This window comes from Acidovorax sp. IB03 (assembly GCF_016406015.1).
GTDB lineage: Bacteria > Pseudomonadota > Gammaproteobacteria > Burkholderiales > Burkholderiaceae_C > Acidovorax > Acidovorax temperans.
This window is the reverse complement of sequence record NZ_JAEFCH010000009.1, coordinates 55,993-81,484: the sequence shown is the minus strand read 5'-3', so window position 1 is coordinate 81,484 and position 25,492 is coordinate 55,993. Positions and strand designations below refer to the sequence as shown.

The window sequence follows — 25,492 nt, the reverse complement described above, 5'->3', positions numbered from 1 at the left end:
TGCCATAATCTAAGGCTTGACGCAAACGGGTGATTAGCTCAGCGGTAGAGCACTGCCTTCACACGGCAGGGGTCACATGTNNNNAGCGCAACGGGTGATTAGCTCAGCGGTAGAGCACTGCCTTCACACGGCAGGGGTCACATGTTCGATCCATGTATCACCCACCATTTGCAGTTTTGATTGATGTGTTGCCCAAATCTTGGGGCAGCGCAACGGGTGATTAGCTCAGCGGTAGAGCACTGCCTTCACACGGCAGGGGTCACATGTTCGATCCATGTATCACCCACCAAATTCAAAAGCGCCTTGCAGCATTGCAAGGCGCTTTTTTCTTTGTGTCTTCACAGAGACACGTTGGCGTGCTCGGGACAGGGGCAGGTTGCAGGCACAATGATCAAGCGCCTGTCTCAACAAATGTTCGCTTTCGTTTTGCACCAGATGCACGCCTGCTCAGAAGGGCTACTGGGTGCCAATCGCGGCGGAGCCACCACATGATCAGCTTTCATAACCCACTACATCACCTGCACGCGCCGGCACACGAGTTTTTTCGTGGCAATCGCGTGGACTGCTTTGAGAAACCCGCGCGCGCCGATTACGTGGAGCAGGCACTGCGCCAGGCGGGCTACAAGCTGCTGGCCCCCGACACAGATGCCACAGGAGCGCTAAAAAAGGTACATAGTCAGCGCTACCTCGACTTTTTGGCATCCGCCTGGGTGCAGTGGGTGGCGCTGGACCCGGTCAACGCCACCACGCAACCATTCCCATCGGTCTGGCCCGTGCGCACATTGCGCAGTGATGTGGAACCCACCAACTTCATTGCCAAGCTGGGCCTCTACTCGATGGACAACGGAACGCCCTTGGCCCAAGGCACTTGGGAAGCCGCCAAAGCGGGCGCAGATGCCGCAGCCAGTGCCGCCATGCGCATAGCCGCAGGCGCGCCCGCAGCATTTTGCTGCACCCGACCACCGGGCCACCATGCCGGCCCTGATTTCATGGGCGGCTACTGCTTTCTGAACAACGCAGCGGTGGCCGTCCAGACTTTGTTAGACCAAGGAGCCAAACGGGTGGTTGTGCTCGACGTGGACTACCACCACGGTAACGGCACGCAGAGCATCTTCTACCAGCGCGCAGATGTGCTTTTCATCAGCATCCATGGCGACCCGCTGACCGAATATCCTTTTTATCTGGGGCATGCGGATGAGCAGGGCGAGGGCGCCGGGTTGGGTTTCAACCTGAACCTGCCGCTGCCCGCAGGCAGCTCCGTCGCGAAGTGGTTTGCGGCCCTAGATGCGGCCTGCATTCGCATTTCTCAATATGCTCCCGATGCCTTGGTGGTGTCGTTGGGGCTGGACACCTATGTGGGTGATCCCATCTCGCAATTTGCGCTGACCACGGAAGACTTCTCAACCCTGGGCCGCAGGTTGGCAGCCCTGGGCTTGCCGACAGTCCTGGTGCTGGAAGGTGGGTATGCAGCCACCGAGCTGGGGGCCAACGCCCTCCAGGTCATTCACGGCTTTGAAGCGGATCGGTGAGACCGCAGCCACAAACAGCAGAACCCACAGAAAAGGTGAGGAACGATGGATCAAGTGGAATGTGTGGTGGTCGGGGCGGGTGTAGTGGGTTTGGCTATCGCGCGAAAACTTGCTTTGCAAGGGCTCGAAGTGATGGTGCTGGAAGCTGCAGATGCCATCGGCACAGGTACCAGTTCCCGCAACAGCGAAGTCATCCATGCGGGCCTTTATTACCCCACCGGCTCGCTCAAGGCGCGCTTGTGCGTTGCAGGCCGTCAGCAGCTTTATGCCTATGCCCAGGAGCGTGGCGTGGAGCACCGGCGGTGCGGCAAGTTGCTGGTGGCTACTTCAGATGAGCAGCGCGAAGGCCTCCGAAGCATTTACGACCGTGCGCTCAGCAATGGTGTCACGGACTTGCAATGGCTGGATCGAGCCCAGGCGCAGGTCATGGAACCCGCGCTGGAATGCGTCGCTGCCTTGTTTTCGCCCAGCACCGGCATCATCGACAGCCACGGGCTGATGTTGTCGCTGCAGGGGGACCTGGAGAACGCGGGGGGGCTTGTTGCATTGAATTCGGCCTTGGCGCACGCCGGTATTACGCAAGGCGCTATTGATTTAGTAGCGATTGATGGTACCCGTTTGAGAACCCGCTTGCTCATCAATGCGGCGGGGCTGCACGCCCCTCAACTTGCGCGGCAATTTGCCGGCTTGGATCCGGTTCATGTGCCCGAGCCACGGTTTGCCAAAGGCAACTACTTCACCCTCTCTGGCAAGGCCCCCTTCAGCCATTTGGTTTACCCTGTGCCCGAGGCGGCGGGCTTGGGCGTACATCTGACGCTGGACTTGGGCGGGCAGGCCAAATTTGGGCCAGATGTGCAGTGGGTGGACTCCGCAGATGACCTGGTAGTCGATCCTCGCCGGGGCGATGCGTTTTACGCCGAAGTGCGCAAATATTGGCCTGCGCTGCCCGACGGTGCATTGGTCCCCGGCTATGCGGGCATCAGGCCCAAAATTCATGGCCCCGGAGAGCCTGCGCCTGATTTCTGTATCCAGGGCCCTCAAGACCATGGCATCGCGGGCCTGGTGAACCTCTTCGGCATCGAATCCCCTGGCTTGACCAGTTCACTGGCAATTGCTGACCATGTTGCAGAGTTACTCGGCCAGGGTGGGTGATCAACTCCCTGCAAAGTTTGTAACCCTACGCGACGATGTCCTACAGGCTGGCAGGGTGTAGCGGCGCTAAGATGCTTTCACACGGACACTTCCAATGGTTACCTCATTGATGTCAGCATCCAATGCGGACACCGTTGGTGCTTTGCAGGTTTAGGTCTCAACTTGTCTTTTTAAAAAGGAAATGCCATGAACACATCTGAACACTTCACCACTCAAGGCGAACTGGAGAAACTGGTGTCTGACTTGCGCGGCTTGCTGGCCAACAAAGACCTGGACGTCGTTCCCGAGATCAAGCTGCTGCGTCAACGCCTGGACGACGGCATCCACTCCGCCCGTGAATCCGCCATTCGTGCAGCGCAAGACGCCGCTCGCCAAGCCAAGGACGCAGCGATTGCTGCCGACCGCTACGCCCATGACGAACCTTGGCGCGTGGCCGGTGCCGCCTTGGCTGTCGGCGCCCTCGTGGGCTTTTTGCTGGCTCGCCGTTAAAGCGCGGTGGCTTCCACTCTTTCGATCTACGGCATGCTATGAATTGGCTGGCTTTGTTAGGGCTGGATGTGATCGTCGCCCGTTGGCGCGTGGCGGCGATCGAAGGCGCCATCGCGGTGGAAGATCGCATGGAGCTGGCCAAGCTGGAGTGGCAAGACCAGAAACGCTACATCCGGCGCGTATTGGTGCTGGCCATGGCGGTGGCTGGATTGACCGTGGTGAGCATGGTCATGGTTTCCATGGCCGTGCTCGTCCAGTTTTGGGACACCCCGTACCGCAGCGTTGCGGGCTGGGTGGTGGCCGGGGTTTGGTTGGCCGCTTGGCTTGGCCTGCTCGTCGCGCTACTGCGCAGCGTACAGCGGGCGGAAGACGGATTTCCTTTAACGCGCCGCGAGCTTGCGCAGGACTGGCGTGACATCAAGGATATGCTATGAGTGACCCAACCCCTTCTATGCATCCAGAGGAGCCTCAGGGGCCTGCCACGCCTGCACAGCAAAAGATCCTCCATCGGATTGCTGCGCAACGGGAACGGATTCAGGCCCGCCGCAAGGCCTATGCGCAAGCCAACAGCGCTGCGGAGGCCGGTGCTGCTGGAATTGGCGACGATTCACTCGTACTGCGCTGTGTGGCATTTGCCAAGCAGCATCCAGCGGCAGTGGTCGCTTTGGCAGGCGCTGCAATGGCACTTGGCCCCAGCCGCCTCGTGCGCTGGGCCAGCGTCGCGCTGCCTTGGATATTGCGCTTTCGCCGCTGATCACGCCAGAACAGGGCGCCCGCTGCAAGTGAGGCCAGGCCAGTGTTGCGGCCAGCAATTCGCATGCAGCCGGGTCTTTCCACAGACCCACCACTGCACTGCTAACTTCAGCGTTTAATCCGTGAAGCCTTGATGGCCTTGGCGGCCTGCTCTACCAGTGCAGGGCCTTCATAAATCAGCCCGGTGTAGATCTGCACCACGTCGGCACCCGCCTCGATTTTGCTAACGGCATCTTTGGCACTCATGATGCCGCCGACACCCACAATCGGAAAGTCACGGCCCAGCGCTGCTCTGAGCTGACGAATCACACGGTTGCTGGCCTCCAGCACCGGCGCTCCGCTGAGACCACCCGTTTCTGTGGAGTGGGGCATGCCCTGCACGGCATCGCGCGCGATGGTGGTGTTGGTGGCGATCACTCCGTCCATGCCATGGCGTTGCAGGGTGCTGGCAATCACCCCGACCTGTACCTCGTCCAGATCGGGAGCAATCTTCACAAAAATAGGGACCCTGCGTTTGGTGCGTCCAGCGCTACCTGCGTGTGGCAACTCCTGGTTCGCCAGCCACTCACGCCGCTCGGCAATGGCTCCCAACAAAGCATCCAGTGCTTCGTCGCTTTGCAGAGCCCGCAGGTTTTGCGTGTTGGGCGAGCTGATATTGACGGTCACGTAATCGGCATGCGGGTATACGCCATCCAGGCACGCAAGATAGTCGCTGGTGGCATTTTCGATGGGCGTGCTGGCGTTTTTGCCAATGTTCAGCCCCAGCAACATGGGTGTTGCGCAATGCTGCTTGCGGAACTGAGCCCGCTGCACGTTGTGGATGAATGCATCAAGGCCCTCATTGTTGAACCCCAGGCGGTTGATCAGTGCACGGGCCTCGGGCAGTCTGAACATGCGCGGCTTGGGGTTGCCTGGCTGGGGCTTGGGGGTGACGGTACCCACCTCGACAAAGCCAAAGCCCATGGCGCCCAAGGCGTCGATGCACCTGGCATTTTTATCCAGCCCGGCAGCCATTCCCACCCGATTCGGAAAACGCAAACCGGCCAGTTCCACAGGGTCGTCCACACGCGTTTGGCACCAGGCCCACTGCAACGGGGTTCGTTGCCCCTTGGCCAGCATGTCCATGGTCAGGTCATGCGCGGCCTCCGGGTCCATGCCAAACAGAAAGGAGCGGGTGAGGGAGTAGGGGATGAGAGACATGGAACGATAATTGAAGAATTACCTTCGATTTTCTCCCATGACGACACCTTCCTCACTCACCCAAGACGAACTCAAGACCCTGGTAGGCCAAGCCGCGTTGCAATACGTGGTGCCCGGCGACATCGTGGGCGTGGGCACGGGCTCCACCGTCAACAAGTTCATTGATGCTTTAGCCAGTATCAAGTCGACCATCAAGGGGGCTGTATCCAGCTCTGTGGCCAGCACAGAGCGTCTTCAGGCTCTGGGTATTCCGGTGTTTGATGCGAACGAAGTGCAGTCGTTGGCGGTGTATATCGATGGTGCAGACGAAATCGACGGCAACGGCAACATGATCAAGGGCGGTGGTGCCGCCTTGACCCGTGAAAAGATCGTGGCTGCCCTGGCGCAGCGGTTTGTTTGTATCGCAGACGAGTCCAAGCGCGTGGAGGCGCTGGGCAAGTTTCCGTTGCCGGTGGAAGTCATCCCCATGGCCACACAGCACATTGCCCGCCGCTTTGAAGCCATGGGCGGGGTGGCCAAGGTGCGGCTGAAAGATGGCAAGCCCCTCGTGACCGACAACGGGCAGCACATCCTGGATGTCACGGGCCTTTCCATTCAAAACCCGCTGGAATTTGAATCGCAAGTGAACCAGTGGCCTGGCGTAGTGACTGTGGGCGTTTTTGCCCACCAGAAGGCGGCCGTGTGCTTGCTGGGTACCGCCCAAGGGGTGCAAACCTTGACTTATTGATCTGAGCCGATCAGCAGTCAGCTATAAAAAAGGGGTGCCTTCGGGCACCCCTTTTTGTTTACAACCTGAGTGTTATCAGAACTTGATTCCCGCAGGGTTGTTCGGGTTGGGGGCATTCGGATCGGGTGCGGCCACAGGGGGGCGGGCCAATCGACGCACAGTTTCGGTCGCAGCAGGAGCCGTATCAGCCGCTGCCGCAGCAGGCGCTGGCTTGGGTGGTGTCAGCGGAGTTGCTGCAGGACGGCGGTAGTTGCTGGGCAACTGCGAAGTCTTTGGGTAACCCGCTGCGTCAAGGTAGGAGTTCCATTCCGAATCCGAATAGCCCGAAAGCTGCTGCCCGCCAATGGTGGCGAAAGGCAAGCTCGAATCGCTGCCCAGCTTTGTCAGGGCTTGCAGGTCTTCCGACGTGTTGATCGTGCGTTCAGAGAAAGGCACACCCCGGGCTTCCAGCATGCGCCGTGCCGTATCGCAGGGTGCGCAGTTCTGGCCGGTGTACAAAGTGACCGGAAAACGCGCTGCCACTTTGCCCAGTTCAAAAGGCAGACCTGCGCCCGCAGCAGAGGAGCTACCGGGCGTACCTGCTGTCGTTTGCGCCGGTTTGGCGGCCGTATCGGGGGCCCGGTCAGAGAACGTCACCTTCCCGTCAGGGCCAACGATGCGGTAGACGGTTTGAGCATGGGCTCCCACCGACAGCAATGCAAGCATCAGGGACAAAGACAAAACTTTGGGCAGCATATGGTTTCTCCTCAAGAAGGGCTGTATCCCAGGAATGGGGCTTATTGGCTCATTCCCTGGTGGCGCAGCAGGGCGTCCAGTTGCGGCTCACGGCCACGGAATTCTTTGAATGACTCCATGGCTGGGCGGCTACCGCCGGCTTCCAGAATTGCCTTGCGATAGCGGCGACCTGTTTCAATGCTCGGCTGGCCGTCAGCCCCCACTGTTTCTTCAAAGGCTGCGTAGGCATCGGCACTCAACACCTCGGCCCACTTGTAGCTGTAATAGCCCGCCGCGTAGCCGCCCGCAAAAATATGGCTGAAGGTATGGGGCGTGCGGCTGAAAGCCGGAGGCTGCAAGACGGCCACTTCATCGCGCACCTTGGCCAGCAAAGGCATCACATCATTGGCCGGGTCGTGCTCGGTGTGCAGAAGCATGTCAAACAGGGCAAATTCAATCTGGCGCAGTGTCTGCATGCCTGCCTGGAAATTCTTGGCGGCAATCATCTTGTCAAACAACGCGCGGGGCAACGACTCTCCGGTCTCGACGTGAGCCGTCATGTGCTTGAGCACATCCCACTCCCAGCAGAAGTTCTCCATGAACTGGCTGGGCAGCTCCACTGCATCCCATTCCACACCGCCAATGCCCGACACGTCGCGCTCGTTGACCTGCGTGAGCATGTGGTGCAGGCCGTGGCCAAACTCATGGAACAGGGTGATGACGTCGTCGTGCGTCAGCAGCGCAGGTTTGCCATCCACGCCATCGGCAAAGTTGCAGACCAGATGGGCTACGGGGGTTTGCAGCTTGCCGGTATCCGGGCGCAACCAGCGGGTGCGCACGTCATCCATCCAGGCGCCGCCGCGCTTGCCGGTACGGGCGGGCTGGTCCAGGTAGAACTGGCCTACCAGTTCACCGTTGCGTTCAATGCGGTAGAACTCCACCGAGGGATGCCACACGGGTGCACTGTCACGGCGAATCGCTACCTCGAACAGGGTTTCGATGATCTTGAACAGCCCCGCCAGCACTTTGGGTGCTGTGAAGTACTGCTTGACCTCTTGCTCGCTGAAGGCATAGCGTGCTTCCTTGAGCTTTTCTGCAATGTAGGGCCAATCCCAGGCTTCAGGCGCCACAAGACCCAGCTCAGTGCGGGCAAATTCGCGCATGTCAGCCACGTCTTTTTCAGCGTAAGGGCGTGCACGGTGGGCCAGGTCACGCAAGAAGTGAATGACTTCGGCGGGCGACTTCGCCATCTTCGGCACCACCGACACCTCGCCAAAATTGGCGTAGCCCAGCAGCTGCGCTTCTTCCTTGCGCAGTGCCAGGATTTCATTGATCAGCGCAGTGTTGTCAAACTTGCGGGCATCGCCCTCGGCTTGTTCGGAAGCGCGTGTCACGAAAGCGCGGTAGAGCTTTTCACGCAGATCCGCACGTTGGGCGAATTGCATGACCGGCAGGTAGCAAGGCATCTTCAGCGTGAGCTTGTAGCCATCTTTACCCTCGGCCTTGGCAGCGGCCAGCGCAGCCTGCTGCACATCGGCCGGTACGCCTTCCAGTTCTTCGGCAGTGGCGTAGTAGGCAAAGGCATCCGTCGCATCCAGGGCGTTTTCGCTGAACTTCTGGCTCAACTCTGCCTGGCGCTCCTGGATTTGCGCGAAGCGCTCTTTGGCGGGGCCAGTCAGTTCAGCGCCGCTCAACACAAAATTGCGAATGGCGTTGTGGTGAGCACGCTGCTGCTCGGCGTTGAGCGTGGCGGGGTCAATGGCCTTGTACTTGGCGTACAGGCGCTCATCCGCACCCAGGCGTGTCCAAAACTCGGTGACCTGTGGCAGTGCCGCGTTGTAGGCCGCACGCAGCTCCGGCGTATCGGCCACGCTGTTGAGGTGGCTCACGCTGCCCCAGGCAATGCCCAATTGCTCGGTGGCAACATCCAGCACCTTGGCAATGGCGTTCCATTCGGCCGGAAAGTCCGGCGCGGTCACGGTTTCAAGCGCTGCGTTCGCTTTTTCCAGCAGCGCATCGACGGCGGGGCCGACGTCGGCAGGCTGGATGCGATCAAACGCGGGCAGGGCGGAGAAGTCGAGAAGGGCGTTGCTCATGCGGATGTAGATAGCGGCGCAGCGCGCAGGTTCAAGTTGCAATACAGCCGAAAAGGCTTTCTGCCCGAATTAACCGGCAGCGCGCTCTGCGGCTTCCATGGTGTTGACCAGCAGCATGGTGATGGTCATGGGGCCCACACCACCGGGCACAGGGGTGATGTGGCCGGCCACGGCCTTCACGCCTTCAAAGTCCACATCACCGCAGAGCTTGCCTTCGTCGTTGCGGTTCATGCCCACGTCCAGCACCACGGCGCCGGGCTTGACCATGTCGGCAGTCAGCACGTTGCGCTTGCCCACGGCGGCGACGATCACATCAGCCTGCAGGGTCTGGGCCTTGAGGTCAGCCGTGCGCGAGTGGCAAATGGTGACGGTGGCGTCTTTTTGCAGCAGCATCAAGGCCATGGGCTTGCCCACGATATTGCTGCGGCCAATCACCACCGCGTGCTTGCCCTTGAGGTCGTAGCCAATGCTCTCCAGCATCTTCATGCAGCCGTAGGGCGTGCAGGGCCAGAAGCCAGGCATGCCGGTCATCAGTGCGCCTGCGCTGGCAATGTGGAACCCGTCCACGTCCTTGGCGGGGGAGATGGCTTCGATCACCTTTTGTGCATCAATGTGGGCAGGCAACGGCAATTGCACCAGGATGCCGTGGATGCTGGGGTCGTTGTTCAGCGCCTCTACACGCGCCAGCAGCTCTGCCTCGGTCATGCTGGCATCGTGCTTTTCCAGCACAGAGTACAAACCACTGTCTTCGCAGGCCTTGACCTTGTTGCGCACGTACACCTGGCTGGCCGGGTTGTCGCCGACCAGGATCACTGCCAAACCGGGGGTCACGCCCCTGGCTTTGAGGGCAGCGGCACGTTCGGCCACTTGGGTGCGCAGTTGGCGGGAGAGGGCGTTGCCGTCGATGAGTTGAGCAGTCATTCTGTTTTACAAATAAAAACAGGCTCTTCTAGCGAATAGTAGTGATGGAAATCGCCGCACGTCTGTAAACGACGATTTCGACGTACGACATTTATCGAGTGCATCACTAGCATTCGCTAGAAGAGCCTAAAAACAGCTGCCAGCGCAGATTGGATAAGCGCAGGCAGCTATGAAAATAGGAGCAATCAGGCCTTGGGCGCGTTCTGGCCGAGGGCAATTTTCAGCAGGTCGGCCACGGTGTTGGCATTGAGCTTTTCCATGATGTTGGCGCGGTGCGCCTCCACGGTCTTGATGCTGATGCCCAGGTCGTCGGCGATCTGCTTGTTCAGGCGGCCGGCAACGATGCGTTCCAGCACCTGCGCTTCGCGGCTGGTGAGCTTGGAGAGCAGGGCATCGCGGCTGGCGGCTTGCTGAAAGCCTGCAAACGCTTCGCGGGCATGGTCCAGCATGCGCTCAACCAAGCCCAGCAGTTCTTCTTCATCAAAAGGCTTCTGGATGAAATCCAGCGCGCCTTTTTTCATGGTGTTCACCGCCATAGGCACGTCGCCGTGGCCGGTGATGAAAACGATGGGAAGTGGCGACTTGCGCTCGATCAACCGGTCTTGCAATTCAAGGCCCGTCATGCCGCCCATGCGGATGTCCACAATCAGGCAGGCCACTTCGCGCGGGTCATAGCGCGAGAGGAAGGTCTCAGCCGAATCAAAGCAGCGTACGCGGTAATCCTTGCCCTCCAGCAGCCATTGCAGCGAATCGCGCACGGCCTCGTCATCATCTACAACGTAAACCGTGCCTTTTTTCGGAATCAAGCTCATGCAATTGTCCTCGGAGTTTGCTCGTTTGCTACAGAGTTTGTAGTGTCATCGGCAGGCTTTGCCAGCGGAAGCCAGAAGGAGAACCGGCAGCCAACGACGTCCGTTCCATTGTAGATGTTCTGCGCCTGCATCCTTCCCTGGTGGGACTCGACGATGCTGCGGCACAAATTCAGGCCCATGCCCATGCCTTCCTGCTTGGTGGAGAAGAAGGCTTCAAACAGCCGCTCCAGTACTTCAGGGGCCAGGCCTTTGCCCGTGTCCTGCACCGAAAACTCAACCACTTCCCCCTCTTCCGTGTGCTTGGGAACCACGCGCAACTCCACACTGCGGCCCGAAGGAGGGCGCTGCGCATGCTGGATGGACTCGGCGCCGTTCTTCATCAGGTTGACCAGCACCTGCTCGATCAGGATGGTGTCGGCCATCACGGGCGGCAGGCGAGCGGCAATGTAGTGGGTGAGGCGCACGTTGTGACGGCGCAGTTCAATGTCTGCAAGCTCCACGGCTTCAGACACCATGCTGTGCACGTCGGCCAAAGTGCGGTTGGGTTCGCTCTTTTTCACAAAGGCACGGATGCGCTGGATGATCTGGCCCGCACGCTGCGCCTGGTGGGCGGTTTTTTGCAGTGCCGAAAGCAACGCTTCTTCGGTGATCTGCCCGTTTTGGATGCGCGAGACCATGCCCGAACAGTAATTGTTGATGGCCGTGAGCGGTTGGTTGAGTTCATGGGCCACGCTGGAGGCCATTTCACCCATGGTGATGAGGCGGCTGACCGATTGGGCTCGCTCCGCCTGGCGCTCGGCCTGCTCTTCGGCCAGGCGACGGGGCGTGATGTCGGTGGCAATCACCATCTGCGCCAAGCGGCCGTCCACCCAGTTCAGGTAGCGTGAGCGCACTTCCAGCCATTTGCCCAGGTCGGGCAGGTAAATCTCGGCGTTTTCAGACCGGGCGCTGGTCAAAGGGTCGGTGGGCAGACCCATCAGGCCATCCTCGTCATCCACCCCGCTGTTACTGGCGACCGGCAGCACTCCGGCCTGGGCCACCAGCTGCAGGTGCCCCGCCGTCTGGGATCCGAACCATTGGCGATAGAGCTTGTTGGCAAACAGCAGCTCTTCGCTGCCCAGCGGCGCCACCGACACCGAGGCGTCTAACGACTCCAGCACGATGGTGAACCGCTCATGCGCAGCAGTGAGCTGCTGGCGCACGCGGTTGGGCTCGGTGATGTCGGTCATCGACGTCATCCACCCGGTTTGCTGGCCGTGGGCGTCAATCAGGGGCGAGACATACAAGCGGGCATCGAACAGCGTGCCATTCTTGCGCTGCACGCGCACCTGGAATCCGCCGGTCACGCTGCGGCCGCTCAGCTCGTCTCGCAGCTTGGCGTGCAGGGATTCATGGTCTTCCTTGGGCCAGTAGGGGTAGGGGGGCTTCAGGCCCACCAGTTCGGCCTCGCTCCAGCCGGTCATCTGGCACAGCGCCGCGTTCACGTAGGTGATGCGTCCTTCCATGTCCAGCGCGCGCATCCCGGTCAGGATGGAGTTTTCCATGGCGCGACGGAAGTTGGTCTCAGCCACCAGGGCTTGCTGCGCCTGCATGCGCCTGCGGGTGTGGCGCCAGGTGGCAATCAGCATCCAGGCCGTCATGGCACTCAGCGTGCCCACCAGCCAGAACAAGCCACTCCCCACCACGCCAAGCGAGGTTCGGTAAGCCTGCGCACGCAGCACCAACCCATTGCCAACGGGGGACACCGGCACTTCGTATTCGTTGGCCTTGGGCGTCCAGGGCAGCAACTGGGTGGCGGGGTTGCGCGGGGGCAGGGGGGTGCCTGCCAGCACCTGGTTACGGGCGTCCATCAACGTAACTGCATAGCGCGCCAGCACTTCGGTAGGAGTGCCATAGCGCAGCAGGCTGTCGATGGAGTACTCGCCCAGCACGACGCCTGCGAACTTGCCCTGGTTGTTCAAAGGCACCTGCAATTGCAGCAAGGGCGACGCATCCCCCTTCGCGGCGGCTGGCTGTGCGTAAACCGGTTGCTGCAGGTCACGAGCCAAGCCATAGGTGTCTGCGGTCTCTCCAGGCTTGAGCAGCTCGCCGGCCACCCGCAACTGCTGGCTGGGCAGCGTGGGCGCTGCATGGCTGGCACGAATCTTTCGGCGCTCATCAATCCAGGTGATGGCCTGCAATTCGGGGTATTGGCTGATGAGGGCCTCGGCCCTGTTCACAAATTCCGCACGCTCCAGCTCCTGGTTGGAAATGTCGCGGGCAATGCGCATCAGTTGTTCCTGGCGTTCCAGCAGGCGCAGGCGAACCCGCTGCTGCGCATATTCCACGTCACGGCGAAGGGCTTCTTGCTCGCGCTCGGCCTCCTCCGCGCGCAGATACCAGAACGCGGCCACGATGGCGGCCAGAAACATCATCACCGCAGCCAGGGGTGCCAGGGCGGCAAACCGGTCCTGGCGCGTGGGCGATAGGCTGCGCCACCACTTGCGCCACCAGCGTGCGGGCGCGGCAATGGCCGATGGCTCGGGGGCTGGTGTGGTCTCTGGGCTTGTCGTTTCCATGACTGAAGTGTAGGGGACGGCCATGCCCTTTTCAGCAGCTGAAATTATGTGCGTTTGCAGCAATTTATCGCAATATGAAACATACGGGCACCATTTGAAATGAAGGCGAATTGTGCGAAACTACGCCACAATTTTTGCCAGCTGCAACTCACAGGAGACAAAGCATGTCAGCTCAGCCCGACCCACAGGCCGGCCTCGGTATCGGCACCGACGCGGATCAACAAGAAACCCGCGAATGGATGGATGCCCTGTCCGCCGTCATTGAAAAAGAGGGCCCCGAGCGCGCCCATTCCCTGCTAGAGCAACTGCTGGAACATGCCCGGCAAAGCAGCATCGACCTGCCGTTTTCTGCCAACACCGGCTACGTGAACACCATTGAGCCTGAGCAGGAAGCCCATTGCCCCGGCAACATCGCCATTGAAAAGCGCCTGCGCGCCTATATGCGCTGGAACGCCATGGCCATGGTGGTGCGCGCCAACCGCCTGAACCCTGCGGACGGCGGCGATCTGGGTGGCCACATTGGCTCCTTCGCTTCCGTGGCCAGCATGTTCGGTGCCGGCTTCAACCACTTCTGGCACGCCGCCAGCGAAAACCATGGTGGTGACCTGCTGTACATCCAGGGCCACAGCGCCCCCGGCATCTACGCTCGCGCTTATCTGGAAGGCCGTCTGAGCGAAGAGCAACTCGACAGTTTCCGCCAGGAAGTGGATGGCAAGGGCCTGTCCAGCTACCCGCACCCCAAGCTGATGCCCGAGTTCTGGCAGTTCCCTACCGTCTCTATGGGCCTGGGCCCGCTGATGGCGATCTACCAGGCCCGCTTCCTCAAGTACCTGCACGCCCGTGGCATTGCCAACACCGAGAACCGCAAGGTCTGGGTGTTCTGCGGCGACGGCGAGATGGACGAACCCGAATCTTTGGGCGCGATTGGCTTGGCCGCGCGCGAGAACCTCGACAACCTCGTGTTCGTCATCAACTGCAACCTGCAGCGCCTGGACGGCCCCGTGCGTGGCAACGGCAAGATCGTGCAAGAACTCGAAGGCGAGTTCCGCGGTGCAGGCTGGAACGTGATCAAGCTGCTGTGGGGCAACGGCTGGGATGAGCTGCTGCGCCGCGACAAGACCGGCAAGCTCAAGCAGCTGATGATGGAAACCCTGGACGGCGACTACCAGGCCATGAAGGCCAACGACGGCGCTTTTGTTCGCAAGAACTTCTTCGGCAAGTACCCCGAGACCGCCAAGCTTGTCGAGCACATGACCGACGAAGAAATCTTCGAGCTGCGCCGCGGTGGCCACGAGCCCGCCAAGGTGTACGCCGCCTTCCACGCCGCCAACGAGCACAAGAACCAGCCCACCGTGCTGCTGGTCAAGACCGTGAAGGGCTACGGCATGGGCAAGGCCGGTGAAGGCAAAAACACCGTGCACCAGACCAAGAAGCTGTCGGACGAGGACATCAAGTACATCCGCGACCGCTTCAACATTCCGATCCCGGACAGCCAGCTGGCCGACATTCCGTACTACAAGCCCGCCGATGACACGCCCGAAATGCAGTACCTGCACGAGCGCCGCAAGGCCCTGGGCGGCTATTTGCCCCAGCGCCGTCCCCAGGCCGATGAGAGCTTCACGGTGCCGTCACTCGACACCTTCAAGGCCATCCTGGAGCCCACGGCGGAAGGCCGTGAAATCTCCACCACCCAGGCTTATGTGCGCTTCCTCACGCAGCTGCTGCGCGACCAGGCCCTGGGCCCCCGCGTGGTGCCCATCCTGGTGGATGAAGCCCGTACCTTCGGCATGGAAGGCCTGTTCCGCCAGATCGGTATCTACAACCCCAAGGGCCAGCTCTACACCCCGGTCGATCGCGACCAGGTGATGTACTACAAGGAAGACAAAGCCGGCCAGATCCTGCAAGAAGGTATCAACGAAGCCGGCGGCATGGCCAGCTGGATTGCAGCGGCCACCTCGTACAGCACGAACAACCGGATCATGATCCCGTTCTACGTGTACTACTCGATGTTCGGCTTCCAGCGCATTGGCGACCTGGCCTGGGCGGCGGGTGACATGCAGGCGCGTGGCTTCTTGCTGGGCGGCACTTCGGGCCGTACCACGCTGAACGGCGAAGGCCTGCAGCACGAAGACGGCCACAGCCACATCCTGGCGAACACCATCCCGAACTGCGTGAGTTACGACCCGACCTTCGCCCACGAAGTCGCGGTGATCATGCACGACGGTTTGAAGCGCATGGTGGAGCGCCAGGAAAACGTCTTCTACTACATCACCTTGCTCAACGAGAACTACGCCATGCCTGGCCTGCTGCCCGGCACGGAAGAGCAGATCATCAAGGGCATGTACCTGTGCAAGCCTGGCGCCGATGGCGACAAGCGCGTGCAGTTGCTGGGCTCGGGCACCATCCTGCGTGAATCGCTGGAAGCCCAAACCCTGCTGGCCGCCGACTGGGGCGTGCAGGCCGACGTGTGGAGCTGCCCAAGCTTCAACGAACTGACCCGTGAAGGCCAGGACGCTGACCGCTGGAACCTGCTGCATCCGCTGGAAACCCCACGCGTGCCGTTCGTTACCCGCCAGCTGGGCAGCCGCAGCGGCCCCGTGGTGGCATCGACCGACTACATGAAGGCCTATGCCGAGCAAATCCGCCCCTTCGTGCCCAAGGGCCGCAGCTACCGCGTGCTGGGCACCGACGGTTTCGGCCGCTCAGACTTCCGCAGCAAGCTGCGCGAGCACTTCGAGGTGAACCGCCACTACATCGTGATCGCCGCCCTGAAGGCGCTGGCCGACGACGGCGTGGTGCACGTGTCCAAGGTGGCAGAAGCCATTGCCAAGTACGGCATCAACGCCGACAAGATCAACCCGCTGTACGCCTAACCCGAGACGGAGACAACAATGGCATTGGTCAACATTCAAATCCCGGACATCGGGGATTTCGACGAAGTCGGCGTCATCGAGTTGCTCGTGAAGGTGGGTGACACCGTCAAGGCCGAGCAGTCGCTGATCACGGTGGAGTCCGACAAGGCCTCCATGGAGATTCCCTCCAGCCACGCTGGCGTGGTCAAGGAACTCAAGGTGGCGCTGGGCGACAAGGTCAAGCAAGGGTCGGTGATTGCCGTGGTGGAAGCCGTTGGCGCCACTGCCGCAGCCCCAGCGGCTGCGCCCGCACCTGCCGCGTCCCCCGCAGCCGCCCCGGCTGCTGCAACGGCCGCCCCTGTGGCCGCCGCACCTGCGCCAGCAGCCGCAGGCCCCGTGGAAGTGCGCGTGCCCGACATTGGCGACTTCAAGAACGTGGCCGTGATCGAGCTGCTGGTCAAGCCCGGCGACACCGTAGCGCTGGAGCAATCACTCTTCACCGTCGAATCCGACAAAGCCTCCATGGAGATTCCTTCGCCCGCCGCTGGCGTGCTCAAGGAACTCAAGGTCAAGATCGGTGACACCGTGAACATTGGCGACCTGGTGGCTGTTCTGGAAGGCGTGGCCAGCGCCGCTGCGCCTGCTGCCACCGCACCTGTTGCAGCAGCCCCTGCGCCCGCATCAACCTCGACTCCAGCTCCCGCCATGGCAGCCGCAGCCCCAGTGGTGGCTACGGCTACGGTAGCAGCCCCCGCCCACCAGCCCGGCTCTGCCACGCTGGGCCTGCCCCACGCCAGCCCCTCGGTGCGCAAGTTCGCCCGCGAGTTGGGCGTACCGCTGGAAGAAGTCAAGGGCAGCGGCCCCAAGGGTCGCATCACCCAGGACGACATCCAGAACTTCACCAAACAGGTGATGAGCGGCGCTGCGCAAACCAAGGCTCAAGCTGCGAAGGCACCTGCACCGGCAGCCGGTGGTTCTGGCGTGGGTCTGGACCTGCTGCCCTGGCCCAAGGTCGATTTCGCCAAATTCGGCCCGGTGGAACGCAAGGACCTCTCGCGCATCAAGAAGATCAGCGGCGCCAACCTGCACCGCAACTGGGTCGTCATCCCGCACGTCACCAACCACGACGACGCGGACATCACCGACCTGGAAGCCTTCCGTGTGCAGTTCAACAAAGAGAACGAGAAGAGCGGCGTGAAGGTCACCATGCTGGCCTTCATGATCAAGGCCGCTGTGGCCGCGCTCAAGAAGTTCCCAGAGTTCAACAGCTCGCTCGACGGCGATCAGCTGGTGATGAAGAACTACTTCCACATCGGCTTTGCGGCCGACACGCCCAACGGGCTGGTGGTTCCCGTCATCAAGGATGCCGATCAGAAGGGCATCGTGCAGATCAGCAAGGAAATGGGCGAACTCGCCGCCAAGGCGCGCGAAGGCAAGCTGGCCCCGGCAGACATGCAGGGCGGCTGCTTCTCCATCAGCTCGCTGGGCGGCATCGGTGGCCGCTACTTCACGCCCATCATCAATGCGCCGGAAGTCGCCATCATGGGCGTGTGCAAGAGCAGCATCGAACCCAAGTGGGACGGCAAGCAGTTCGCCCCGCGCCTGATGCTGCCCCTTTCCCTGAGCTGGGACCACCGCGTGATCGACGGCGCCGCCGCCGCGCGCTTTAACGTGTACTTTGCCTCGCTGCTGGCGGACTTCCGCCGCATCGTGATGTAACGCGAGGGCCCGACACATGGCAATCATCGACATCAAAGTGCCCGACATTGGCGACTTCGCCGAAGTCGGTGTGATCGAAGTGCTGGTCAAGCCTGGCGACAGCATTAAGGCTGAGCAGAGCCTGATCACCGTGGAGTCCGACAAGGCCTCCATGGAGATCCCCTCCAGCCATGCTGGTGTGGTGAAGGAACTGAAAGTGAAGCTGGGCGACAAGATCGCCGAAGGCGCTGTGGTGCTGACGCTGGAAGTGCAGGGCGCTGCCGGTGCGGCACCGGCTGCAGCACCCGCCCCCGCAGCCCCGGCTTCTGAGTCAAAACCGGCTCCAGCGCCCGCTGCACAAGCGCCAGTAGCTCCTAATATTGCAGCAGCCAGCTTCGGCGGTTCTGCGGATCTGGACTGCGATGTGCTCGTGCTGGGCGGCGGCCCTGGCGGCTACTCGGCGGCGTTCCGCGCTGCCGACCTGGGCCTCAAGGTCATTCTGGTCGAGCGCTACGCCACCCTGGGCGGCGTGTGCCTGAATGTGGGTTGCATCCCCTCCAAGGCGCTGCTGCATGTGGCGGCGGTGATGGACGAGGTGTCGCACCTGTCTGCCGCTGGCATCGACTTTGGCGCGCCCAAGGTCAACGTGGACATGTTGCGCGGCCATAAGGAAAAGGTCATCGGCAAGCTCACCGGCGGCTTGGCCGCCATGGCCAAGATGCGCAAGGTGACCGTGGTGCGTGGCTACGGCCACTTTGTGGGAGCCAACCACCTCGAAGTGGAAGAAACCACCGGCACCAGCCAGGACAAGACGGGCACCAAGAAGGTGGTGGCGTTCAAGCGCGCCATCATCGCTGCGGGCAGCCAGGCCGTGCGCCTGCCGTTCATGCCCGAAGACCCACGCGTGGTCGATTCCACCGGCGCGCTGGCGCTGCAGGGTATTCCGAAGCGCATGCTCATTCTGGGCGGCGGCATCATCGGCCTGGAAATGGGCACGGTGTACAGCACGCTGGGCGCACGCCTCGATGTGGTCGAGATGATGGACGGCCTGATGCAAGGCGCTGACCGCGACCTGGTCAAGGTGTGGCAGAAGATGAACGCCCACCGTTTCGACAACATCATGCTCAACACCAAGACGGTGGCGGCCGAGGCCACACCCGAAGGCATCAAGGTGAGCTTTGCGCCCGCCAAGGATGGCGTGACAGTGCCTGAACCCCAGGTGTACGACCTGGTGCTGCAGGCCGTGGGCCGCACGCCCAACGGCAAGAAGATCGCCGCCGACAAGGCTGGTGTGGCCGTCACAGACCGTGGCTTCATCAACGTCGACATCCAGATGCGCACCAACGTGCCGCACATCTTCGCCATTGGCGACATCGTGGGCCAGCCCATGCTGGCGCACAAGGCGGTGCACGAGGCGCATGTGGCGGCCGAAGTCATCGCCGGTGAACTGCAGGGCAACAAGGAACTTGCCAGCGCCGCCTTCAACGCCCGCGTGATCCCATCCGTGGCTTACACCGACCCCGAAGTGGCATGGGTGGGCCTGACCGAAGACCAGGCCAAGGCCCAGGGCATCAAGGTCAAGAAGGGCCTGTTCCCCTGGTCGGCCTCGGGCCGCGCCATCGCCAATGGCCGCGACGAGGGCTACACCAAGCTGCTGTTCGATGACTCGCCGGAAGCCCATGGCCACGGCAAGATTCTGGGCGGCGGCATCGTGGGCACCCACGCTGGCGACATGATTGGCGAGATCGCCCTGGCGATTGAGATGGGTGCCGACGCCGTGGACATCGGCAAGACCATTCACCCGCACCCCACGCTGGGCGAAAGCATTGGCATGGCAGCGGAAATTGCCCACGGCAGTTGCACCGACGTGCCGCCCCAGCGCAAATAACGCGCTGTTGCACAGGAGCCCGGCCGCACCGTCTGGAGAAACGCCATGGCAGCCGTCAAGAAGTTTCCCAAAGCCCCCGCCCACCCCGAGCGGGTGTGCTGGGGCTGCAACTTGTACTGCCCGGCCAAAGACATGCGGTGTGGCAATGGCTCCGACCGAACCCAGCACCCGGCAGAGCTGTTTGGGGATGACTGGGATCAGTGGGGGCTGGATGCTGACGAAGCCTTGGCAGCGTCTGCCCCCGCTCCCGAGGTTCCGCCCAAGCCTTGAGGCCTGGCAGCGCAAGCCAAAATCAAAAGTCGCACGGTTTTTACGACTGTGCGACTTTTTATTTTGTGGCGGCAGATGCGTTGGCACCAGCGGCGCTGGCCGTCCCAGCAATTGGTCCTGCATCAAAACGGCACTGGCGAAAACTGGTGGAAAATACCGGGTTCGTTGCCACTGCGCGCCAGGGGCAGCGCAATCGCCCCGGCTTTCCACTTTTTTGCTCTCCTGAGCCTGTCCATGCAAGACGTTCAAAACTCCAAGATCTCTGTCGAGAAGATCGGCGGCACTTCCATGACCGCCTTTGGCGATGTGCTGCGCCACATCATGTTGTACGACCGTTCTCGGATTTACGGCCGCATTTACGTGGTGTCTGCCTACTCGGGCGTGACGAACCAGTTGCTGGAGCACAAAAAGACGGGCGAGCGCGGCATTTACGCCCTGTTTGCCGAAGGCAAGGGCTATCAGGACGCACTGGCCAACCTGGCCACCAGCCTGAAAAAGCTCAACGCAGGCTACGCCGACCTGGGCCTGCCGCTGGATGTGGCCGACGCTTTTGTGGACCAGCGCATTGGCCAGGCCCGCGAATACCTCAACGCCATGCACCATGTGCTGGCCAGCGGCTACCTCAGCCGCAAGGATGTGCTGCTGGCAGCGCGCGAAGTGCTGGCATCGATTGGCGAATCGCACAGCGCGTTCAACTCGGTCGAGATCCTCAAGGCCAACGGCGTCAACGCCGTGTTGATGGATCTGGCTGGTTTTGACGACAACGAAGCCTGGACCATTGACGAGCGCATTGCCCACAGCTTCAAGGGCCTGGACCTGAGCGACAAGGTGGTGGTGGCCACCGGCTACACCAAGGGCACCGAAGGCATCATGCGCGAGTTTGACCGGGGCTACTCCGAAGTCACGTTCAGCAAGATCGCCGTGGAAGTGCGCCCCGCCGAGGCCGTGATCCACAAGGAATTCCACCTCTCGTCGGCCGACCCTAACCTCGTGGGCCTGGAAAACGCCATCGTGGTGGGCGCCACCAACTACGACGTGGCAGACCAGCTGGCCGACGTGGGCATGGAGGCCATCCACCCCAAGGCCGCCAAGCCGATGGAGCTGGCAGGCATTCCGATCCGCCTGAAGAACACGTTCGAGCCCGACCACCCCGGCACCCTCATCACCAAAGATTTCGTGGGCGAGCGCGCCCGCGTCGAGATCGTGACCGGCACCGACAAGGTCACGCTGATCGAGATCCACGACCCCAGCATGGTGGGCACGGTGGGCTTTGACGCTGGCCTGATGGAAGTGTTCTGCAAGCACGGCGTGAGCTACATCCTCAAGGCCACCAACGCCAACTCCATCGCCCACCTGGTGTGGGACAGCCAAGCCACCCAGGAACTGGTGGCCGAGCTGGAGGAGACCTACCAGGTCGTGACCATCAAGCCCAGCGCCATCGTTTGCGCCATCGGCTCCAACATCAGCATCCCCGGTGTGCTGGCCAAGGCAGCGCAGGCGCTGGCCGATGCCCACGTCAACGTGAACTGCGTCTCTCAGACCCTGCGCCAGGTGAACATGCAGTTCGTGATCGAGCGCGAAGACTACAAGACCGCCGTGAAGGCGCTGAACATGGCACTGTGCGTCAATTCAGGCACCCCTGTGCCTCGCGTCTGATCCCAGGCTTTGCCCGCCTCAAGCCCGCCTTGCGCGGGCTTTTTTGTGGGCGTGGGGGCCTGTAGGGGGATCAGGGGTTGCAGCATGGCACTTTATCTTTTTTTATCCAAAACAGATAATTAACCTGTAAAAGATAAAAAGAGGTAAGCATGGCCACCGACGTTTTTCACCGCACCGCCTACGCCGAGCAGATGGCGCAGCAACTGCTACAGCCGTCGCCACTGCACATGAACGTGCGCTCGGGCGTGCTGCTGTCGGGCACACGCCGCGTGGGCAAAACCACCTTCCTGCGGCAGGACCTGGTGCCCGCGCTGGAAGCGCGCGGTGCACTCGTGGTGTATGTGGACCTGTGGGCTGACCGCAGCAAGAGCCCGGCAACCCTGGTGCTGGACGCCGTGCGCGCCACGCTGCAGCAGATGCAGACCCCCGGCTCGGGCCTGCTGCAGCGCTTCAAGGGGCTGAACCTGGGGGCCGTGGGCCTGACCCTGGGCTTCCAGATCGAACACCTGGGCACGCCCGGCGGTGCCACGCTGGCGCAGGCGTTCTTTGAACTGGTGGCCAAAGCCAGGGTGGATGTGGTGCTGATCGTGGACGAGGTGCAGCAAGCGCTGGGCACCGAAGACGGTACCAGCCTGCTGCACGCCCTGAAGGCCGCGCGGGACGCGGTGAACGCCCAACCGGGCACACCAGGGCACTTTCTGTTTTTGGGCACCGGCTCGCACAAGTCGCTCATCACTGACATGGCCACGCGCCATTCACAACCCTTCACCGGCGCACTGACCACGGCGTATGAGCCGCTGGGGCAGGATTTTGTGCAGTGGCAACTGCAGCGCATTGCCAGTGCACCGGGCGTGGTGCTGCCCAGCGCTGCCACGGCCTGGGCAGGGTTTGAGGCGCTGGGCCATCGGCCGGAAGAAATGCTCAAGGCCTTGGTGCAGTTGCAAAGCGCCCAGGCGCCGGCCGACCAGGCGTTCCCTATCATCTGCGCCACGCTGGCATCGGCCGCGGCCGATGTGGAGCTGCGCGCCATTGAAGAATTTGGCGAGTTGGGCCAGGCGGTGTTTGACTTTATTGCCCAAGGCAGCGAAACCGGAGTGTCGGGCCTGTTTGGCGAAGAAGCCATGGCCAGCTACGCGGCCCGCACGGGTGGCAAGGTGCCCACGTCGCAGGTGCAAAAGCTGGCCGAAAAAATGATCAGCGCCAACCTGATTGCACGCCCCGGCCACGGCATCTACACCGTGGCCGACCCGTTTGTGCGCAAGGTGTGGCTGGAGCGGCGCAAGCTGCTGCAGCGCTAGGTCGCCACAATTCGCTATTAAATCAATAGCTGTTGGCGCTTTGCCAGTAAGCGATACAGCCATTTTTTGCTTGAATCACACCTTGCGGCGGCTGATGAGCAGCACCCCCGCCAGCACCAGCCCCGCGCCCATCATTTGCCACACCGACATGGGCTCGGCCAGCAGCCAATAGCCGAAGAAGATGGTGAGCATGGGCCCCAGCGTGCCGATGAGTGCGGTGCGCGCCGCGCCAATACGCCGAATGGCGGCCGAGGTCATGAACACCGGCAGCACGGTAGAAAACACCGCCATGCCCACCGCGTGCAGGTACACCGGAGCCGGTTGCGCCAGCGCCTGCAGGGGCTGGCTCACGGCAAAGTGCAGCAAGGTGGCCACGGTAGACACCAGCATCGCCAGCGCGGTGAAGCGCGCCGCGCCCAGGCGCCGTATCACGGGCTCGCTGCCCGCCTGGTAGAAGGCGTAAGACACCGAAGAGCCCAGCACAAACGCCGCGCCAATCAGCACCGCCCGCATCTCGCCCGCAATGTGCAAGTCGTGCGCAAACGCCAGGCCAATGCCTGCGTACGACAGAAGCAGGGCACCAATTTCGCGGCGCGATGCGGTTTTGCCGAGAAAGACCACGCCGATCAGGATGGTGAGGGTGGGGTAGGTGAACAGAATCAGCCGCTCCAGGCTGGCCGTGATGTACTGCAAGCCCATGAAGTCCAGAATGCTGGCCCCGTAGTAGCCCAGCAGCCCCAACGCCGTCACCCAGCCCCATTCGCGCAGGCTGAGCGGGGGCAGGTTGCGGCTGGCCTTCCAGCCCACCCAGGCAAACGCGGGCAGCGAAAACACCATGCGCAGCGCCAGCAGCGTGACCGAATCCACAGGCACGGCCTGCGGCACCGCATAGGCCAGCTTCACAAAAATGGCTTTGAAGGAAAAACCCAGCGCCGCCAGAATGGCGAGGGCAATGCCGAGGCGCTCGGCGGACCAGTGTTTCCAGGGCATCAGTGGGGGGGTGCAATCCAGAAAGTGCGAGGCGGGCGATCAGGTACCTGCCTTCGTTGAGTAGACGTGATGATGGGGCAAACCCGCAGTCCCCACCCTTGCCCATTTCCACAGCGTGCATTCGCCAAAAGCGAATGGTGCTACCGTGCGTGCCGCATTGGGGCAGGCGGCTCACTCACTGGCTGCAGCCGCTGCAGCCAGTGGAACGGTGGGGCGCAAGGCGCAGCTACTTTCCACTTGCTTCAAAAAACATAGCTACCTGCGCTTGTTAGCATTGCGCTGGCGCCCATTTTTGTATAAAACCCTGCCTCCCCATGCGGGTGGCGTTGTTGCCCCCGGCCACTCGATCCATCCATTCGCTTGCACCCGCGCTGCACCCTGGCGGGGGCATGACCGTTCCATATCGCTTCCTCTATGCAAGCCTTGCTCAGCGCCATCGCCTCCATGCCCCTGCCCACCGATGCGCAGCGCATCTTCCACGGCCGTGGGGGCCGCTACCCCGGCTGCGAGCAGTGGACGCTGGACGCCTACCCGCCCGTGTTCGTGCTCACCAGCTTTTTGCCAGCCACCGACGAGACCGACGCGCAACTGGCCGCCATTGGCCAGGCCCTGGCCGAGCGCTGGGCCGTGCTGGCCCCAGGGCAACCGCTGAACTGGGTCTTCCAGTGCCGTAACGAAGCGCTGCGCACCCAGGGCCGCACCGAAACGCGGCTGATGCAAGGCGAGGTGCCTGACCCGCACGTAGTGACCGAGAACGGCGCGCGCTTCAAAGCCCATGTGCTGCGCGGCCAGAACCATGGTCTATTTCTCGATATGGCCGAAGGCCGCCGCTGGGTGCGCCAGTACGCCGAGGCCCGCAGGCAAGACCGCTACGGCCTCAAGGTGCTCAACCTGTTCGCCTACACCTGCGCGTTTTCAGTGGTGGCATTGCAGGGTGGGGCCAAACAGGTCGTCAACGTGGACATGAGCCACGGCGCCATGGCCATTGGCCAGCAAAACCACCAGCTCAATGGCATCACCACCGGGGCCAGCTTTTTAGCGCACGACATTTTCAGCAGCTGGGGCAAGATCACCCGCAGCGGCCCCTACGGCCTCGTCATCGTGGACCCACCCAGCTACCAAAAGGGCAGCTTCGTCGCCACCAAAGACTACGCCCGCCTGATGCGCCGTCTGCCCGACTTGCTGGCACCCGGCGGCCACGCCCTGCTGTGCCTGAACGCGCCCGAGCTGGGCGTGGACTTTTTGCAAAGCCAGATGCAGGAACTGGCACCCGAGCTGCAGTTTGTGGAACGCGTGGCCAACCCCGCCGTGTTTGCCGATGTGGACGAGGGCAGGGCGCTGAAGGTGCTGGTGTACGCCATGCCCGATCTGCCCCAGCCCAACGCGGCGGGCCCAGCCCCTAGCGGGCCAGCCGCTCTGTAATCTCGGCCCATTCCTCGGGCTCCACCGGCGTGATGGACAGCCGGCTGCCCTTTTGCAGCACCCGCATCTGCGATAGCAGCGGGGTGCTGCGCAGCTCGGCTAGGCTGATGAGGCGCGTTTTGCGCAGGGCCTGCACGTCCAGCAGCAGCCAGCGGGGCGCATCGGCGGGTGATTTGGGGTCGAAGTAGGGTGAGGCGGGGTCGAATTGCGTAGGGTCCGGGCGGGCGCCGCTGGCCACGCGGGCAATGCCGGCAATGCCTGGCTCGGGGCAGCTGGAGTGGTAGAACAGCACGCCGTCGCCCACCTGCATGCCGTCGCGCATGAAATTGCGCGCCTGGTAATTGCGCACGCCCGTCCAGGGCACGGTGGCGTTGGGCGCGGCCAGGGCGTCGTCGATGGAACACTCGTCGGGCTCGGACTTCATGAGCCAGTAGCGGGGCGCTGGGGCAAGGGTGGATGTGGTCATG

The 25,492-nt window shown here is 62.1% G+C and carries 21 protein-coding genes and 2 tRNA genes; 15 read left to right on the top strand and 8 right to left on the bottom strand.

The window, feature by feature from the left end; translation table 11 throughout:
* Nucleotides 1-92 precede the first annotated feature (92 nt).
* The 7 genes from IHV84_RS07505 (at nt 93) to IHV84_RS07475 (ending at nt 3,924) form a co-directional block, all read left to right on the top strand.
* Nucleotides 93-167 (top strand) — tRNA-Val (locus IHV84_RS07505).
* Nucleotides 168-214: 47 nt separating this feature from the next.
* Nucleotides 215-289 (top strand) — tRNA-Val (locus IHV84_RS07500).
* 199 nt (nt 290-488) lie between these two features.
* Nucleotides 489-1,529 (top strand): histone deacetylase family protein, encoded by a 1,041-nt coding sequence (locus IHV84_RS07495; RefSeq protein WP_198846389.1) that lies wholly within the window; start codon nt 489-491, stop codon nt 1,527-1,529.
* Nucleotides 1,530-1,574: 45 nt separating this feature from the next.
* Nucleotides 1,575-2,681: an NAD(P)/FAD-dependent oxidoreductase gene (locus IHV84_RS07490; RefSeq protein WP_198846388.1), complete on the top strand. Its 1,107-nt coding sequence runs from the start codon at nt 1,575-1,577 to the stop codon at nt 2,679-2,681.
* A gap of 186 nt (nt 2,682-2,867) precedes the next feature.
* Nucleotides 2,868-3,170, top strand: coding sequence for a DUF883 domain-containing protein (locus IHV84_RS07485; RefSeq protein WP_067512465.1), 303 nt, complete (start codon nt 2,868-2,870; stop codon nt 3,168-3,170).
* A gap of 38 nt (nt 3,171-3,208) precedes the next feature.
* A complete protein-coding gene (locus tag IHV84_RS07480) occupies nt 3,209-3,604 on the top strand; it encodes a phage holin family protein (RefSeq protein WP_198846387.1) in 396 nt (131 codons plus the stop codon).
* Nucleotides 3,601-3,924: a hypothetical protein gene (locus IHV84_RS07475; protein WP_233099888.1), complete on the top strand. Its 324-nt coding sequence runs from the start codon at nt 3,601-3,603 to the stop codon at nt 3,922-3,924. Before IHV84_RS07480 ends, IHV84_RS07475 begins: the two co-directional genes overlap by 4 nt.
* 107 nt (nt 3,925-4,031) lie before the next feature.
* Here the strand turns inward: IHV84_RS07475 and IHV84_RS07470 are convergent, their stop codons facing one another.
* Nucleotides 4,032-5,123: a quinone-dependent dihydroorotate dehydrogenase gene (locus tag IHV84_RS07470; protein ID WP_067512462.1), complete on the bottom strand. Its 1,092-nt coding sequence runs from the start codon at nt 5,121-5,123 to the stop codon at nt 4,032-4,034.
* Between the two features lie 37 nt (nt 5,124-5,160).
* On the opposite strand from IHV84_RS07470, the gene rpiA reads away from it, so the two are divergent.
* On the top strand, nt 5,161-5,850 hold the full coding sequence (rpiA, locus tag IHV84_RS07465; protein WP_198846386.1) for a ribose-5-phosphate isomerase RpiA: 690 nt from the start codon (nt 5,161-5,163) through the stop codon (nt 5,848-5,850).
* A 75-nt stretch (nt 5,851-5,925) separates the two neighbouring features.
* Here the strand turns inward: rpiA and IHV84_RS07460 are convergent, their stop codons facing one another.
* From IHV84_RS07460 to IHV84_RS07440, 5 genes are all read right to left on the bottom strand, one after another.
* Nucleotides 5,926-6,585, bottom strand: coding sequence for a DUF4124 domain-containing protein (locus tag IHV84_RS07460; protein ID WP_198846385.1), 660 nt, complete (start codon nt 6,583-6,585; stop codon nt 5,926-5,928).
* Nucleotides 6,586-6,626: 41 nt separating this feature from the next.
* On the bottom strand, nt 6,627-8,660 hold the full coding sequence (locus IHV84_RS07455; RefSeq protein ID WP_198846384.1) for a M3 family metallopeptidase: 2,034 nt from the start codon (nt 8,658-8,660) through the stop codon (nt 6,627-6,629).
* Between the two features lie 69 nt (nt 8,661-8,729).
* Nucleotides 8,730-9,581: a bifunctional methylenetetrahydrofolate dehydrogenase/methenyltetrahydrofolate cyclohydrolase FolD gene (folD, locus tag IHV84_RS07450; protein ID WP_044396751.1), complete on the bottom strand. Its 852-nt coding sequence runs from the start codon at nt 9,579-9,581 to the stop codon at nt 8,730-8,732.
* A gap of 185 nt (nt 9,582-9,766) precedes the next feature.
* Nucleotides 9,767-10,393 carry a response regulator transcription factor gene (locus IHV84_RS07445; protein ID WP_044396750.1) on the bottom strand — a complete coding sequence of 209 codons (627 nt, stop codon included), beginning with the start codon at nt 10,391-10,393 and terminating at the stop codon, nt 9,767-9,769.
* A complete protein-coding gene (locus IHV84_RS07440; protein WP_198846383.1) occupies nt 10,390-12,951 on the bottom strand; it encodes a PAS domain S-box protein in 2,562 nt (853 codons plus the stop codon). The genes IHV84_RS07445 and IHV84_RS07440 overlap by 4 nt, the downstream gene beginning before the upstream one ends.
* Nucleotides 12,952-13,115: 164 nt before the next feature.
* On the opposite strand from IHV84_RS07440, the gene aceE reads away from it, so the two are divergent.
* From aceE to IHV84_RS07410, 6 genes are all read left to right on the top strand, one after another.
* Entirely contained in the window at nt 13,116-15,824 is a 2,709-nt protein-coding gene (gene aceE, locus IHV84_RS07435) for a pyruvate dehydrogenase (acetyl-transferring), homodimeric type (RefSeq protein WP_198846382.1), read from the top strand.
* A gap of 18 nt (nt 15,825-15,842) precedes the next feature.
* Nucleotides 15,843-17,522 (top strand): dihydrolipoyllysine-residue acetyltransferase, encoded by a 1,680-nt coding sequence (aceF, locus tag IHV84_RS07430; protein WP_198846381.1) that lies wholly within the window; start codon nt 15,843-15,845, stop codon nt 17,520-17,522.
* Nucleotides 17,523-17,538: 16 nt separating this feature from the next.
* Nucleotides 17,539-19,389: a dihydrolipoyl dehydrogenase gene (gene lpdA, locus IHV84_RS07425; protein WP_198846380.1), complete on the top strand. Its 1,851-nt coding sequence runs from the start codon at nt 17,539-17,541 to the stop codon at nt 19,387-19,389.
* A 45-nt stretch (nt 19,390-19,434) separates the two neighbouring features.
* Nucleotides 19,435-19,659, top strand: a complete 225-nt coding sequence (locus IHV84_RS07420; protein ID WP_198846379.1) for a DUF3079 domain-containing protein — start codon at nt 19,435-19,437, stop codon at nt 19,657-19,659.
* A 234-nt stretch (nt 19,660-19,893) separates the two neighbouring features.
* Nucleotides 19,894-21,315 carry an aspartate kinase gene (locus IHV84_RS07415; protein ID WP_066783797.1) on the top strand — a complete coding sequence of 474 codons (1,422 nt, stop codon included), beginning with the start codon at nt 19,894-19,896 and terminating at the stop codon, nt 21,313-21,315.
* A 149-nt stretch (nt 21,316-21,464) separates the two neighbouring features.
* Nucleotides 21,465-22,613 (top strand): ATP-binding protein, encoded by a 1,149-nt coding sequence (locus IHV84_RS07410; protein ID WP_198846378.1) that lies wholly within the window; start codon nt 21,465-21,467, stop codon nt 22,611-22,613.
* Between the two features lie 75 nt (nt 22,614-22,688).
* On the opposite strand, the gene IHV84_RS07405 is transcribed toward IHV84_RS07410, so the two are convergent.
* Nucleotides 22,689-23,603 carry a DMT family transporter gene (locus IHV84_RS07405; protein ID WP_066783791.1) on the bottom strand — a complete coding sequence of 305 codons (915 nt, stop codon included), beginning with the start codon at nt 23,601-23,603 and terminating at the stop codon, nt 22,689-22,691.
* Nucleotides 23,604-24,017: 414 nt separating this feature from the next.
* Between IHV84_RS07405 and IHV84_RS07400 the strand changes: the two genes are divergently transcribed.
* Complete coding sequence (locus IHV84_RS07400) at nt 24,018-25,025, top strand: class I SAM-dependent methyltransferase (RefSeq protein WP_066783789.1); 1,008 nt, start codon at nt 24,018-24,020, stop codon at nt 25,023-25,025.
* On the opposite strand, the gene IHV84_RS07395 is transcribed toward IHV84_RS07400, so the two are convergent.
* A complete protein-coding gene (locus IHV84_RS07395; RefSeq protein WP_198846377.1) occupies nt 25,003-25,491 on the bottom strand; it encodes an EVE domain-containing protein in 489 nt (162 codons plus the stop codon). The genes IHV84_RS07400 and IHV84_RS07395 overlap by 23 nt on opposite strands.
* Nucleotide 25,492 lies beyond the last annotated feature (1 nt).